The 13,802-nt window shown below is 62.2% G+C and carries 12 protein-coding genes; 6 read left to right on the top strand and 6 right to left on the bottom strand.

Going from position 1 to position 13,802, the window contains the following annotated elements:
* Window positions 1–7: 7 nt before the first annotated feature.
* Together JOE60_RS08560 and JOE60_RS08555 are read right to left on the bottom strand one after the other, a co-directional pair.
* Window positions 8–1,075, bottom strand: coding sequence for a zinc-dependent alcohol dehydrogenase family protein (locus tag JOE60_RS08560; RefSeq protein WP_167266901.1), 1,068 nt, complete (start codon window positions 1,073–1,075; stop codon window positions 8–10).
* Window positions 1,076–1,211: 136 nt separating this feature from the next.
* Window positions 1,212–1,682, bottom strand: coding sequence for a pyridoxamine 5'-phosphate oxidase family protein (locus tag JOE60_RS08555; protein WP_167266903.1), 471 nt, complete (start codon window positions 1,680–1,682; stop codon window positions 1,212–1,214).
* Window positions 1,683–1,836: 154 nt separating this feature from the next.
* On the opposite strand from JOE60_RS08555, the gene JOE60_RS08550 reads away from it, so the two are divergent.
* Entirely contained in the window at window positions 1,837–3,552 is a 1,716-nt protein-coding gene (locus tag JOE60_RS08550; RefSeq protein ID WP_420851378.1) for a sensor histidine kinase, read from the top strand.
* A gap of 4 nt (window positions 3,553–3,556) precedes the next feature.
* Here JOE60_RS08550 and JOE60_RS08545 read toward each other — a convergent pair whose 3' ends face one another.
* A complete protein-coding gene (locus tag JOE60_RS08545) occupies window positions 3,557–4,255 on the bottom strand; it encodes a response regulator (protein ID WP_167266907.1) in 699 nt (232 codons plus the stop codon).
* A gap of 279 nt (window positions 4,256–4,534) precedes the next feature.
* On the opposite strand from JOE60_RS08545, the gene JOE60_RS08540 reads away from it, so the two are divergent.
* Window positions 4,535–5,428 (top strand): universal stress protein, encoded by an 894-nt coding sequence (locus JOE60_RS08540; RefSeq protein ID WP_167266909.1) that lies wholly within the window; start codon window positions 4,535–4,537, stop codon window positions 5,426–5,428.
* Here the strand turns inward: JOE60_RS08540 and JOE60_RS08535 are convergent.
* Window positions 5,400–5,840, bottom strand: coding sequence for a pyridoxamine 5'-phosphate oxidase family protein (locus JOE60_RS08535; RefSeq protein ID WP_239529018.1), 441 nt, complete (start codon window positions 5,838–5,840; stop codon window positions 5,400–5,402). The two genes, JOE60_RS08540 and JOE60_RS08535, sit on opposite strands and share 29 nt — an antisense overlap.
* A 4-nt stretch (window positions 5,841–5,844) precedes the next feature.
* Window positions 5,845–6,291: a universal stress protein gene (locus JOE60_RS08530; RefSeq protein WP_167266913.1), complete on the bottom strand. Its 447-nt coding sequence runs from the start codon at window positions 6,289–6,291 to the stop codon at window positions 5,845–5,847.
* Window positions 6,292–6,451: 160 nt separating this feature from the next.
* Here JOE60_RS08530 and JOE60_RS08525 point away from each other — a divergent pair, with 160 nt between their 5' ends.
* Window positions 6,452–7,915: an MGDG synthase family glycosyltransferase gene (locus tag JOE60_RS08525; protein WP_167266915.1), complete on the top strand. Its 1,464-nt coding sequence runs from the start codon at window positions 6,452–6,454 to the stop codon at window positions 7,913–7,915.
* An 18-nt stretch (window positions 7,916–7,933) separates the two neighbouring features.
* On the opposite strand, the gene JOE60_RS08520 is transcribed toward JOE60_RS08525, so the two are convergent.
* A complete protein-coding gene (locus tag JOE60_RS08520; protein WP_167266917.1) occupies window positions 7,934–8,545 on the bottom strand; it encodes a TetR/AcrR family transcriptional regulator in 612 nt (203 codons plus the stop codon).
* Window positions 8,546–8,733: 188 nt separating this feature from the next.
* Between JOE60_RS08520 and JOE60_RS08515 the strand changes: the two genes are divergently transcribed.
* From JOE60_RS08515 to JOE60_RS08505, 3 genes are all read left to right on the top strand, one after another.
* Complete coding sequence (locus JOE60_RS08515) at window positions 8,734–10,068, top strand: MFS transporter (protein ID WP_167266919.1); 1,335 nt, start codon at window positions 8,734–8,736, stop codon at window positions 10,066–10,068.
* A gap of 39 nt (window positions 10,069–10,107) precedes the next feature.
* On the top strand, window positions 10,108–11,379 hold the full coding sequence (locus JOE60_RS08510) for a glycoside hydrolase family 1 protein (protein WP_167266921.1): 1,272 nt from the start codon (window positions 10,108–10,110) through the stop codon (window positions 11,377–11,379).
* A 62-nt stretch (window positions 11,380–11,441) separates the two neighbouring features.
* Window positions 11,442–13,724 (top strand): alpha-L-rhamnosidase, encoded by a 2,283-nt coding sequence (locus JOE60_RS08505; RefSeq protein WP_167266923.1) that lies wholly within the window; start codon window positions 11,442–11,444, stop codon window positions 13,722–13,724.
* Window positions 13,725–13,802: the final 78 nt, after the last annotated feature.

The following is a 13,802-nucleotide window of genomic DNA, read 5'->3' as shown; positions in this document are numbered from 1 at the left end:
CCGATGGTCAGTCATGGGGGTTTCGGCTAAGAACCACCTTCAGGGCCCCTGTCTCCGCCGCTCGCGAGAACGTGTCGTAGGCATCCATGATCTGTCCCAGCTCGAAATGATGAGTCGCGAACTTATCCGCAGGGAGCTTATGGTGGGTCACCAAGCGAAGAAGCATCGGGGTGGTGTTGGTGTTGACCAGGCCCATGCTGATGTTGATGTTTTGAATCCACAGATCCTGGAGCGGCAGTTGGACGGGTTTTCCATGAACCCCGATGTTGGCAACGTGCCCGCCGGGACGGACCACGCGCAGGGCCATGTCAAAGGTCTCTGGTACTCCGACGGCTTCCATGGCCACGTCCACCCCGGCGCCATCAGTGAGGGCAAGGACATCGGCAATCCATGCGGGGTTGGTGGGATTGACTGTATGCGTGGCACCGAAGTCGCGGGCCTTGGCGAGACGGCCCTCGTCCGGATCCATGGCCACGATGGTGGCTGCACCGTGGAGTCCTGCTGTTGCCATGGCCGCGAGGCCTATGGGTCCGGCTCCAATGATGGCCACGACGTCCCCCGGGGACACATGTCCGGCTTGGACTCCGATTTCGAAGGCCGTGGGCAGTATGTCGGAGAGCATCACGGCTTCATCGTCGGTGACGCCCGCGGGCAATTTGTGCAGGGAGTTTTCGGCATAGGGAACCCGGACGAATTCGGCCTGAGTGCCGTCGATGAGGTGGCCGAAGATCCAACCGGTTCCGGATTGTCCTTCGTCACCGAGGCAGTGGGAAAAAAGGCCCTTCCTGCAATTGCCGCAATGCCCGCATGACTTGATACAGGAGATGATCACCCGGTCGCCGCGGCTGAGTGAACTGACCGAACTCCCGACGTCGGTTACGGTTCCCACGCCTTCGTGCCCGAGGATGCGTCCTGGCTGGACTGCAGGGACGTCTCCCTTGAGGATGTGCAAATCCGTTCCGCAAATGGTGGTGGTGTCGATGCGGACAAGAGCGTCTGTGGGTTGCATGATGACGGGATCCGGAACGTCCGTCCAGGACTTCTCGCCGGGACCACCGTAGACGAGAGCCTTCATAGTATTGTTCCGGCCTTGTTCAGCCCGTCTGAAGCGCCGGGTGTGGGTCTTAGTGGAAGTCGTCCAGTCGGGCATCGACGCCGGCCTTTCCCTGCCGTCCGGGGCAAGACGTCGACGGCGGCACTCGGCCCGGCAGTCATTCCAGACCCGCGCGGGTGGCGTCATCCAGGGGACTCCACCACGTCAAGGGGGGCGTCACTTTAAAGCGGCGTCCTGTCAACAAGGTGGGAACGATGCGGACAAAATGATCCTTCCGCCCGGCCTGCCAAGGAAAGAGCAGCAGGCCCACGGTGTCCAGCACATCCTGTGTCAGTTTGATGCTCTCTGCAGTACCTTTGGCCACCACACTCCACGCGACTCCGGCGTTTGTGTCTACTCCGTCAGCTTCCAGCGCTACCGGCGTGGCGCTGAGGGAGGCATGGAGCTTACTCCCCTCCCCGGTGCGGAACACGAGCGTGCCGTGGTCTGCTTTGTAATTGATGGGGAAGATGTCCGGGTGGTCCTGCGCCCAGACTGCGAGTCGGCCCACCGACACGCTGCGCAGCAGCTCCCAGCATTGCTTATTGTCCAGGATCTCGACTTCCGGAACGGTCGGTGTGTTCGTCATGGTTTGACCGTAGGCCCGGCTGGGCGGGGACAACAGGGCACAAAGGCCCACATGAGCGCCGTGGTAGCCGGTAAATATGGGTCAGAGTACTCTGGCTCCAAGGGCCCCCTGCGGGGCCCACCACACGTTGTTCGGCACTCTTCGAAAGGTACTAGTGAACGAATCCGAAGCCCCTGGGCCCCGTCGGCCGAAGCCAGAAGCGCGGATCCCCATCGATGACCTGTTGAAGGACTTCGTAGCGCGCGCCGGGGAGCTTCTGCAAGCTCAGGAAAGAACCCGGGGCCTGCTTGAGGCAGTTGTCGCCGTAGCGGAAGACTTGAGTCTTGAAGCGGTGCTCGACCGCGTAGTGACCTCCGCATGCCAGCTGCTTCAGGCACGCTACGGGGCCCTGGGCGTCATCGGCGAAGACAATGCCCTCAGTCATTTTGTCACCGTAGGGATAGACAGCGGGCTGGCCAAACGCATCGGCCCGCTCCCGACCGGTCACGGCGTACTTGGCCTGCTCATCACCGAGCCGGCACCCCTTCGCCTCCATGATCTGGGCCAACATCCAAAAGCCTACGGGTTTCCGCAGCACCACCCGCCCATGAAGTCGTTCCTGGGAGTTCCCGTGCGGGTAAGGGACGTGGTGTTCGGGAACCTCTACCTGACCGAGAAAGCTGGTGGGGGCGACTTCACCCCGGAGGATGAGGACCTTGCCGTGGCATTGGCCGCGGCGGCCGGCGTGGCAATCGAGAACGCACGGCTCTATGAAGACGCCAGACGCCGGGCAGCCTGGCTCGAGGCCTGCATGGACGTCACGGGGAAGATGCTCGGCGCTGAGCAGCCACAGCAGGTTGAGAACTCAGCACTGGACCTGATCGCTGGACGGGCCTTGCAGGAGTCGGCATCCCATCTCGCCTTGATCCTGGTCCCCTCAACACCGGGAGGGCCATACGCAGTGGCGGGCACGGCAGGGGAAACCGCCTCCGACTTCGCCGGCATGTCCTTGGTCATGGAGGCCGCCGAAGTCCGTGGAGTCGAACGAAACGGGAAGCCGGTTTGCCTTGACGATTCCAAGGAACTCCTCAATATTGCTGGAGATGCAGGGCCCGCAAAGCTTTTGGTGATCGACCTCAGCGCCCAAGGAGCCCATCATGGCCTTTTGATCCTTGCCCGTACTGCAGGCACAGGCACTTTCTCCAAGACCGATGTGGAGATGGGGGCGGTCTTCGGCTCACACGTAGCACTCGCTTTGGCCCTGGACAGGATCCATCGGCTCCGGGAGCAAGTGGTGGTGTTTTCGGATAGGGACAGGATCGCACGCGACCTGCACGACCTGGTTATTCAGAGGCTGTTCGCGGCCGGGCTGAGTATACAAAGCCTCAGGCGCTACACGTCGGGGGAATCCGCTCTAGGCAGGATCGACTCCATCACGGAAGAGTTGGACACCAGCATCCGCGATCTCCGCAACACCATCTACTCCCTTCAAGCCAGCACCCACGAACAAGAACCGTTGAGCTACCGCATTCTCCAGTCGATTCAAGCCGGCTCCAAGTCCCTGCCCTACGCGCCTCATCTCATGGTGTCCGGCCCGGTTGATTCTGTGACTGACGAAATCGTCATTAATCATCTGATAGCTGTTGTCTCAGAGAGCCTCAGCAATGCGGCCCGCCACTCAGCAGCCCAGTCCATTAATGTTTCGGTGACCGTGAACGATGACCGACTGACCCTGGAAATGATGGACGATGGATGCGGATTCGAGGACCCCGTTCCGGGGAACGGACTAACGAACATGGCTCGCCGGGCTGCAGAACTGAGAGGAACTTTTACCATCACCAGCCAACCGGGCAAGGGCACGTCGCTGATATGGTCTGTGCCGTTGGATTGATCCCTCAGCGCAGTTTCCCAACGTCATCATTGGGGGGTTGGGCCATAAAGACCGCGGCCTGGGTCCGGCGTTCAAACCCGAGCTTGGCCAGCAGTGATGACACATAGTTCTTCACTGTCTTCTCTGCCAGCAGCATTTCCTCCCCAATCTGACGATTGGTCATGCCTTCTCCAACGAACTCCAAAACCCGGCGCTCCTGCGGCGTGAGGGTTGAGACACGGGAATCCTGCTTCTTTGGCTCCGTAAGGCCCCGAAGTATCCGGGTTCTGACGGCCTCATCGAACAAGGACTCGCCTCTGGCTGCCTTGCGCAGGGCACCCAGCAGGTCCATGCCTCCGATTTCCTTCAGAATGTATCCGGCGGCACCGGCAAGGACAGCCCCGCGAAGTGCCTGATCGTCGTCGTAACTGGTGAGAATGAGGCAGTTCAACGCGGGGTCAACCGAACGTACGTCCCGACAGACCTCAATTCCAGTGCCGTCAGGCAGCCGCGCGTCCAAAACAGCTACATCGGGCCGCAAAGCGGGAATGCGGCGGGTCGCTTCTTCCGCTGAACCGGACGTGCCGACAACAACGAAACCTTCGCCTTCCAATAGTTCCTGAAGGCCTCTGCGAACCAACTCATGGTCATCGAGGATGAAAACACGGATTGGTCCTCCAGGGGAAACGCCGGTGCCTTGACCGGCTGTTTCTGGGCGATCCATGATTCTCCTGTCCGGCGGCTGTTGGCCTCGATATCGAGCACTTTGTGATGGCGGCTCTGCCAAATTCTTGCTGACTGCTGGCCATGCCCACAAGGGCCCAAGGACCCTGCCGATGCGTATGCCGCTATAGCCCTCCCCCTGCCGCCACCAAGGTGCCAGCGCGATCGCCGCCCAGGAATAAGGACTTCCGGCCCTAACCGCCCATATGAAGCCCGGTACAAACTGACAACAGAACCCGTCGGAAGTCGGGGAACCCATCAACGAAGAACGGGCCAAGCCATGCAAGAAGCAATTGTCGTCGGCGTCAACGATTCACCCAGCAGCGAGGCCGCCATGGGGTGGGCAGTGCAGCGAGCAGCCGCCGTGAAGCTGCCGATACTGTTGGTCCATGCAGTGGACGACCGATGGGTGTACGACGCCGTCGGGTACAACGACTGGATCCGGGAGTCCGGCGTCACCTTCCTTGCTGCTGCCAAGGACCGTGCAGCCAAAATGGAACCCACCGTCTCCGTCACCACCGACCTCGTCTCCGGTGGAGCCGGATACGCATTGGGCAAGAGGTCCAAGAAGGCAGCCATGGTGGTTATCGGTTCGGGCCATGGTTGGGCCGGCGGTTCCCTGACCGATCGCGCGTTACAGGTTGCTGCCGTTGCACGTTGTCCCGTAGCAGTGATCGGCGAGCACGACATGGCACACCGCAAAGGGATTGTGGTGGGCGTGGATGGTTCCGAAGAGTCAACACAGGCCGTCGCGTTTGCTGCAGCAGAAGCGGACCGCATAGGCCAGGAGCTGACTGTTCTCCATGCCTTCCCCACACCGGAACCCTGGGTTACCCGAGGTGTTCCGCATACCAACTACTTCGAGGTCATCACGGAAGAAGAGCGCGTCGTCCTGGCTGAAACTGTCGCCGGTTTGGCAGACAAGTACCCGGATCTAGTGGTGCACCAGGTCCTCGACACCCACACGCGGCCAGCCGAAGCACTGCTCGCGGCAGGGGCCACTGCGCAACTGCTGGTAGTAGGCAGCCGGGGACGGGGAAGTTTCAAACGCCTCCTGTTGGGCTCAACAGCGCATGCAGTTCTCACCAAGCTGCCGTGCCCCACGATCATTGCGCGGCTGGCAGGTCCGCATTTAGGCGTTGCAGCTAAGCGAGAAAGACGTGCTTCCCTGTGATGATGGCGGGTTGGATACAGATGAAGTGGCCCCTGTCCCCACCGGCCCACGGTTCTGCCGTCATATGGCCCCACAGGCGCGTGAGCAGCTCCCGGTCAACAACATGGGATGAAGACCCGCTGGCCAACACCGACCACCCTTCGCTTCGATCAGCCCTGGCGTCGTCGATCTGGAATGATGTCTGCGTTCTGGCCGCCGGACCGCCGATCAAGCCTTCCAACGAGGTTCGGAAGTAGATGGCGTGATCGTGGACCAGATAGTTGACTGGCAAGATCATCACTCTGCCGTGGTGGACAAAACCTATGCGCCCCGTGTCCTGCGCTCGCAGCCTCTCCCAGCATTCCGCCTCACCAAGGTCTTCACTGACGTGGCGGGCACCATCGATGCGTACAGGTTCATGCCCGGGAACCATCATTTCAGGCCTCCTTTTCGGGGGTGTGCACAACAAGAACAGGGCAATGTGCGTGGGCCACGCAGGCAGAACTGACCGATCCCAACAGGAGACCGCCAAATCCGCCGTGGCCACGCCTGCCCACCACCACCATTCCTGCTCCCCGGCTGGCGTTGATCAATCCTTGCCGAGGATGGCCTTGTTCCAGATGGGAACGGACATTATCCGGCACGTCGACGCCGAAGGCCTTCTCTATCGACTCTTTCAGTACTTGACCTGCGGCCTCCTCGAAGCCGTTGATGCCGACGGCAACGTAGCCATCGTAGACCCGTGGGAAATCCCAGTACGCTATGGCCTCAACGGTTGCCCCGAGCGGGACCGCCAAACGTTGGGCATCGCGGAGCGCCTGGATGGACGCCTCCGAACCGTCCACACCTACAACGATCCTGCCCCATGATCCGTCCTGATCCATGCTGCCCTCCTGGCGTTTGTGATGGTCCGTCCTGCCAGAATGCTGCGAACCGCCTGCATCCAACAGGGCCGAAGGTCACAGTGGCCCAAGCTGCGGCCACCATTTTCGGAGGACTGCCGACCGAGACCCCGACACCGCCCATGCCTGCTAGCCTCACTCCATGCGCACAACGTCGGCTCGAGACCCGGATACCGGCCGTGGGGAGCGCGTCTTGATCCTGTCTGCAGGTGTGGGGTCCGGTCACAACAGCGCCGCGGCCGCGATCCAGCAGGCGTGCGCGGCCCGCCATGACATAGCCGAGGTCGAGGTGCTGGATGTGCTGGACGTCAGCAGCCTGCTCTACCGCACACTGTTGGGGAAAGGCTACTTCGTTCTGGTCGAGGGCTTGCCTTGGCTGGTCGAGTGGGGTTACGACATCAGCGACCCACCGTTCCGGCGCCGCGGCCCAATTGACCCCTGGACGCGGTTGAACGCCAGTCCGGTGGTCAGTGCAATCAAACGGTTCAAGCCGACCGCGGTTGTATGCACCCATTTCCTCCCCGCCCAGCTCCTGGCTTCGCTGCTCCTTCGAGGCGTGGTCGACGCGAAGACAGCCGTAGTGACCACAGATTACGATTTCCAAGGGCTGTCGCTCACCGGTGCTTTCCACAAGATCTTCCTGGCCAAGGAGGAAGGCCGCATGGAACTGATGGCGCTCGGTCTGCCTCCGGACCGCGTCGCGGCCACCGGGATCCCGATCACCAAGCAGCTCGCTCCCTTGCCCATCCGCGACGTCAACAGGCCGCCGATGTTGCTGATCTCGGCTGGCGCCACGGGCGGCGACTATGCCGTCTCGGTGGTTCGGCAGACGATGCACATGCGCTCGGAGTTCACGGCCACGGTGGTCTGTGGAAACAACGCTCTATTGCGTCAGCGCATCGAGGAACTGGTGGCGCCGGCGGGCAACCGCTACCGTGTGCTCGGATTCACGACGGAGATGCCGCAACTGCTGGCCCGCGCGGACCTTTTTGTGGGCAAGCCGGGCGGCCTTTCGTCTTCGGAGTGCATGGCTGCGGGGTTGCCGATGGTGCTTGTGAACCCCATCCCTGGGCAGGAGACCCGCAACGGCGATTACCTGATGGAACAGGGAGCAGCCATCCGATGCAACAACGCCGCAACGATCGGGTGGAAAATCGATGAGGTGCTCCGTGAGCCCGGGCGTTTGCGGAGCATGCAAGCAGCGGCGCGGAGAACTGGCCGCCCCAACGCTGCGGCGGACGTTCTGATCGGCCTGTTGAGCGGGCCGTCACGCCCGTTGGTAGTGACCCGTGCCGCGCAGAGAACAATTCTTGCCGCAAGCGAGCAGCGCTTCGTCGCTACCGATCTGACGGGCCCTTCCTCGCTGGTCCGTCTGGTGGACCGGTCCGCAGGCAGCACGGTCGCGCTGCTTCAAGCCGAGGAGCTGGAGGGGTTGAAAGAACGCTATTCGACGACGAACGAGGGCATCGTGATACAGCGGGGTCAAGCGCCACTGTTGCTTCGCTGGGAGGAACGGCGGTTGGTTCGCGCGATGCTAAGGGACGACGATGGGTTGCCCGTCCGCGTCGTGGGACCGTCGGCGCCGTTTAGCCTCTCCCCCTGGTGATCCGCGTTTACCCTTGAACTAAGGGTGCTTGATCAGCTCCATGAAGCCCTGGAGATGATCGGCCATGTCCACTGACTCGTCGTAGAGCCAGGCCAGCTGGATTCCATCCACGAGCGAGGTAATCTGACGGGCCACCACAATGGGCGAGATGCCGTCCCGTAGGCGTCCAGCCGCGAGCTCGCGCTCCAGTTCGGCACGGACTGAGTCAACGAAATCCTGATTGCGTCGTAATAAGAAGTCGTGAGCCGGGTGGTCGGGGTTGATGGCCTCTGCCCGCAGCGTCGCATCGAGTTGAATAACTCCCCGGATCCCCGCATTGTGCCGCATAACGGCAGGCACGGTTTCAAGGAGACCTTTGTTGCTGATCAGCTCAGTCCTCCATGGCCCTTCCCGCTCTTCGCGGAGGACAAGCACGGCCTCCAGTAGTGCTTCCTTGCTCCCGAAGTGGTGAAGAAGCGCAGTATGGCTGGTGCCCACCGCCTCCGCTATCTGGCGGATCGACAGGCCCAGGTAGCCCTTTTCAGCGAATACCTGGAAGGCTGCTTCCACCAATTCAGCACGCTTCTTGGCTCCGTTGGCGTAGGGGGCACGCTTGCCCGTGCGGGCGGGCCCGCGGGTTTCCTGATCCATGGGTGGACCTCCTCTGAGAAGAGGCTACCAAGTTTCTTTTCCACTTTGGAAAAGAAATCTTTAAGAAAGTATTCCAATGTGGTCTAAGTTTGGTTAACGTTGCTGGAAAGGTCCGGCGGTTGCCGCTCGGAGCCTGCATCACCGGTCACAGGGAGCCAACGGTGGCTCTGGTCCAAAGGAGGATTTTCATGGGTGACCCCACAGCCCAGGCGCAGGTCATGGAACCTGCCGGGAACGCAACACTTCACTCACCATCCGCTGCAACGCCGACGTCGGGCGTTGCAGCGCAGCAGCCAATCGCACAGCAGCCGATGTCGCCCCGGAAAACCATGGCATTGGTACTCATCGCTGCTTTGGGCATGTACATCATGAGCCTGACGCTGGGAACGGCACTCTCGCTCCGTCTGGCCGTCGTCGACCCGGCCAGCAAAGAGACGAGCTATGGCATGGCCGTTTCCATCAGTTCACTGCTTCTGATCGTCACCGTCCCAATCACCGGTGCACTCTCCGATCGCACCGCGGGCCGGTTCGGCCGGCGTCGTCCGTGGATCATCGGCGGACTGGTCCCTGCCCTGCTCGCAGCAGCTGTCATCGGCACAGTGCCGTCCACACCCGTGATCATCGCCGCGTATGTCATCGCCCTGGTCTCGGCGCAAGCCGCCTTCAACGCCTACGCAGTAATTCCCATCGAGGCCCTTCCGGACAACAAGCGGGCACGGGTCATGGGCGCCATGGGCATGGCCGGCGCACTGGCCATGTCAGCGGGTTCCTACCTTGCCGCCTGGTTGGTGGAAGCCCCTCTGCTCATGATGTGCGTACCCGTTCTGCTGGCCATCGCCTGCAGCTTGCCGCTGCTGGTCCTCTACAAGGACCCCGCCAAGACCCGGGCTGAACTGCCCGTCTTGGACCTCAAGGGATTGGCGAAGTCCTTCCTTGTTGATCCGAGGAAGCATCCGAACTTCGCATGGGCTTGGGTTTCACGGTTCCTTGCCGGCATTGCCATGACGGCATTGTTTGCCTACTTCATCTTCTTCCTGATGGATGGACTCCACATGCCAATCGCCGAAGCGGGGAAGAGCGCGGGCCTGCTCACCCTGGTATCGGCTCCGGTCAGCATCCTTTTCTTCACGGTCTCGGGCTGGCTTTCGGACAAGATCGGACGCCGCAAGCCGTTTGTCATTGCCGCGGCTCTCCTCATGGCGACGGCTCTGGTTTTCGGCGCCACGGCAACGTCCTTCGAACAATTCGTTGTGGCCTGGATCGTCTTCTCCATGGGCCAGGCGATGTACCTCACCGTCGACCTCGCCCTGTGCGCAGCTGTCCTCCCGGACGCCCGCGACACCGGCAAGGACATGGCCGTCTTCAGCCTCGCCCTCAGCATCCCCAACATCATCGTTCCGGCAGCCGCACCGGCCATTCTCGCCATCGGCAGCGGGCACAACTACGGTCTCCTTTGGTTCGCAGCCGCAGCCCTGTGTGCCATGGGCAGCATCACCGTCACGTTTATCAAGGGCGTCCGCTAGACAGCGGCGACCATTAGTCAAGCTTCGATAAGGAAAACCATGACAAAGTCCCCCTCTTTCCCTGGCGAATTCCTCTGGGGAGTCGCCACAGCTGCCCACCAAGTTGAAGGGAACAACGTCAACAGCGATACCTGGTTCCTGGAGCAGTTACCCGGCACAATCTTCGCCGAACCCTCCGGTGACGCGATCGACCACTACCACCGCTACAGCGAGGACATCGCCCTCATTGCCAGTCTCGGTTTCACCACTTACCGCTTCTCGCTGGAGTGGGCGCGGATCGAACCTGAGGAAGGTCAGTTCTCGACGGCGGCCCTCAACCACTATCGTCGCGTCCTGGAAGCGTGCCACCAGCACGGCCTGACTCCCGTAGTGACCTTCCACCATTTCACCTCTCCGTTGTGGCTGTTGGCCGCCGGGGGTTGGGAAGATGCAGCGACGCCGGAACGGTTCGGTCGCTACTGCGATCGCGTCACTGAACACCTTGGCGACCTGATCGGGGTTGCCTGCACACTGAACGAGCCCAACCTTCCCTGGCTGCTCAAGGAAATCGGAATCGGTGGCGGCCCCGCAGAAAGCCGCGGGCAGGTGCCGGTCTGGGCCGCCGCAGCCGAGCGCCTCAACATCGAGGCAGCAAGGGTGGCTCCTTTCCAATTCACCGTCTCTGATGCAGGCTTCGACGTGAAACTTGCAGCGCATCATGCCGGCCGCGACGCCATCAAGGCCCGGTACCCCGAGCTGATGGTTGGCTGGACCCTGGCCAACACGGACATCCATGCCGCGCCAGGCGGAGAAGTCAACGCCGACCGTATCCGCCGGGAGGTCAATGAGAGGTTCCTCGAAGCCTCCCGTGGAGATGACTTCGTGGGCATCCAGACGTACGGACGCACGGTGTTCGGAGCCGATGGGCTGGTTCACGCCGAGGATGGAGTTCCCACCAACCAGATGGGCGAGGAAATCTACCCTGAGGGCCTGGAGGCGACCATCCGCGAGGCCGCCCGCGTTGCCCGGATCCCCGTCATCGTCACTGAAAACGGCCTCGCAACCGAAGACGACGCCCAACGCCTGGACTACCTCCGCACGGCGGTCGCCGGTGTCGCGTCCTGCCTGGCCGACGGCATTGATGTCCGCGGCTACATCGCCTGGACTGCCTTCGACAACTTCGAGTGGGTATTCGGCTACGTTCCCAAGTTCGGACTCATCGCGGTGGACCGGACCACCCAGCAGCGGACGCCGAAACCAAGCGCCCACTGGCTGGGAAGCGTGGCGCAGAGCAACGGCGCCTCGTTCGACGGGGCCTTCCAAGCTGTTTAGACCGGCCTCCTGGTCCAGTCAACCCTGCAATTGAACCCGCAAGAACTTTGGAGATCACCCTGATGACTACCTGGCACGCCCGCATGATCGCTGCGGACAAAGAATACGACGGGGCACCCCTGCTGCGCGGCCAATTCACGCTCGACGAAGGCCATGGCGACGTCGTGTCTGCCACCCTGTTCCTGTCCGCGCTGGGCGTGGTGGAGGCATGGGTCAACGGCAGGCGCGCCTCCGAGGACCTGCTCACCCCGGGTTGGTCCAGCTACGAATGGCGGGTCCGGTACAGCGAACTCGACGTCACAGACTTGATAGGCCCGACGACGGTCATTGGACTTGCGCTCGGCAACGGCTGGTACCGGGGACGGCTGGCGTGGTCCGGTGGTTCGAAATACTACGGTGAGGAGCTTGGCGGGTTTGCCGAGTTGCGGGTTCGGTTCGCCGACGGCCACGAACAGGTAATCGGCACCGATGAATCGTGGACTGCCGGGCCGTCGGCCACCACTGCCAACGATCTCTACGACGGGCAGTCAATAGACGCCCGGCGTTTCGATGACGCGTGGCTCGCCCCAGGGTTCAGCTCCGCCGAATGGTCGGCGGTCCGCGAACTCGACGACGACCTCAGCCGCCTTGAGCCATACATCGGACCTCCCGTCCGGCCCCAGCTGGAGCTACAGCCCGTGAAAGTGTGGACGTCGCCGGCTGGCAAGCTCTTGGTGGACTTCGGCCAAAACCTGGTGGGCTGGGTGCGGGCGTCAGTGACCGGTACTTCCGGCGAGGTGGTGACCCTCCGTCACGCGGAAGTACTGGAGCATGAGGAGTTGGGCACCCGGCCCCTGCGTTCGGCGGAAGCGACGGACCGTTTTACGCTCTCAGGCGGGGCAGACAGCTTCGAGCCGACGCTGACATTCCACGGCTTCCGATACGTGGAAGTTGAAGGTTGGCCGGGAGGCGCCGAAGCCCTACAAGCCAAAGGCGGCCTGACCGCCGTCGTCATCAGTTCGGACATGAAGCGGATCGGCACCTTCCAGACGTCCGATCCACTCTTGAACCGCCTGCACGAGAACGCCGTGTGGGGCATGCGCGGCAATTTCGTGGACGTTCCCACCGACTGCCCGCAGCGCGACGAACGTCTGGGCTGGACCGGTGACCTCTCGGCCTTCGCACCGAGTGCGGCGTTCCTGTTCGACAGCCGTGACTTCCTGAGGGACTGGCTGCGCGACCTTGCTTTGGAGCAGAGCCATGATGAGGATCTGGTGCCTTTCGTCGTCCCCAATGTGCTCAAGTACATCGAACAACCGGCCGAGTTCGGAGCCCCGGATACGGCAGCGGTGTGGAGCGACGCTGCCGTGTGGGTACCTTGGGCACTGTGGGAGGCCTTCGGTGATCGACGGGTCCTCGAGGAGCAATTCGAGTCCATGACCGGGCACGCCCGGCGGCTCCGCAGCAAGCTCTCGCCCAACGGTTTGTGGGACACCGGCTTCCAGTTTGGCGACTGGCTCGACCCCGACGCGTCCCCGGACCAGCCGTGGGCGGCCAAAGCTGACAAGCATGTGGTGGCAACACTGTGTGCTTTCCGCTCGGCTTCCTTGGTTGCTGCTGCCGCCGAGGTGCTCGGGGATCACGCTGAATCCGCAGAATTTGGCGACATGGCGCAGGGACTGCGGACCGCATTCAAGGCTCATTATGTTGGCGACGACGGCGTGATCACCAGCGATTGCACCACCGTCTACGCCCTGGCCATCGTCTTCGGGATTCTTGGTGAGGGCGACCGTGACTTCGCGGGCAATCGGCTGGCCGAGCTGGTGGAAAGGTCGGGCTTCCGCATTTCCACCGGCTTTGCGGGGACACCGTTCGTCACCGATGCGCTGACAGACACGGGCCACCTCGATGCGGCATACCGGCTCCTGCTCCAGACCGAAAACCCCTCGTGGCTCTATCCGGTCACCATGGGCGCCACCACCATCTGGGAACGCTGGGACTCCATGCTTCCCGATGGCAGCATCAACGCCGGCGAAATGACCAGCTTCAACCACTACGCCCTTGGCGCGGTGGTCGACTGGATGCACCGGACCATTGGCGGATTGTCCGCGCTGGAGCCAGGCTACAGCCGAATCCTGGTTGCACCGCAGCCTGGCGGCGGACTCCAGTGGGCAGAAACCAGACTGGAGACAGCGCTGGGGATTGCTTCGGTTCGATGGGAGATCGTTGACGGTCGGCTTGAGGTTGAATGCACGGTCCCGGATGGCAGCGAGGCTGTACTGCGGCTACCAGGAGTGGACGACGAGATTGTTGGTCCGGGCCGGCACGTCCGGAGTGGCAGCGCCGCCGAGCTCTCCTTCCAATGATTGAAAACGCGGCCCTGCGCCGCGGGTGCAATGAGCAAAGCTAAGAAGAGGCACACAGCCCCATGAAGGAAAGAAGGA

Origin of the sequence: Paenarthrobacter ilicis, assembly GCF_016907545.1 — a bacterium.
GTDB lineage: Bacteria > Actinomycetota > Actinomycetes > Actinomycetales > Micrococcaceae > Arthrobacter > Arthrobacter ilicis.
This window is presented reverse-complemented; position numbering and strand designations above follow the sequence as displayed.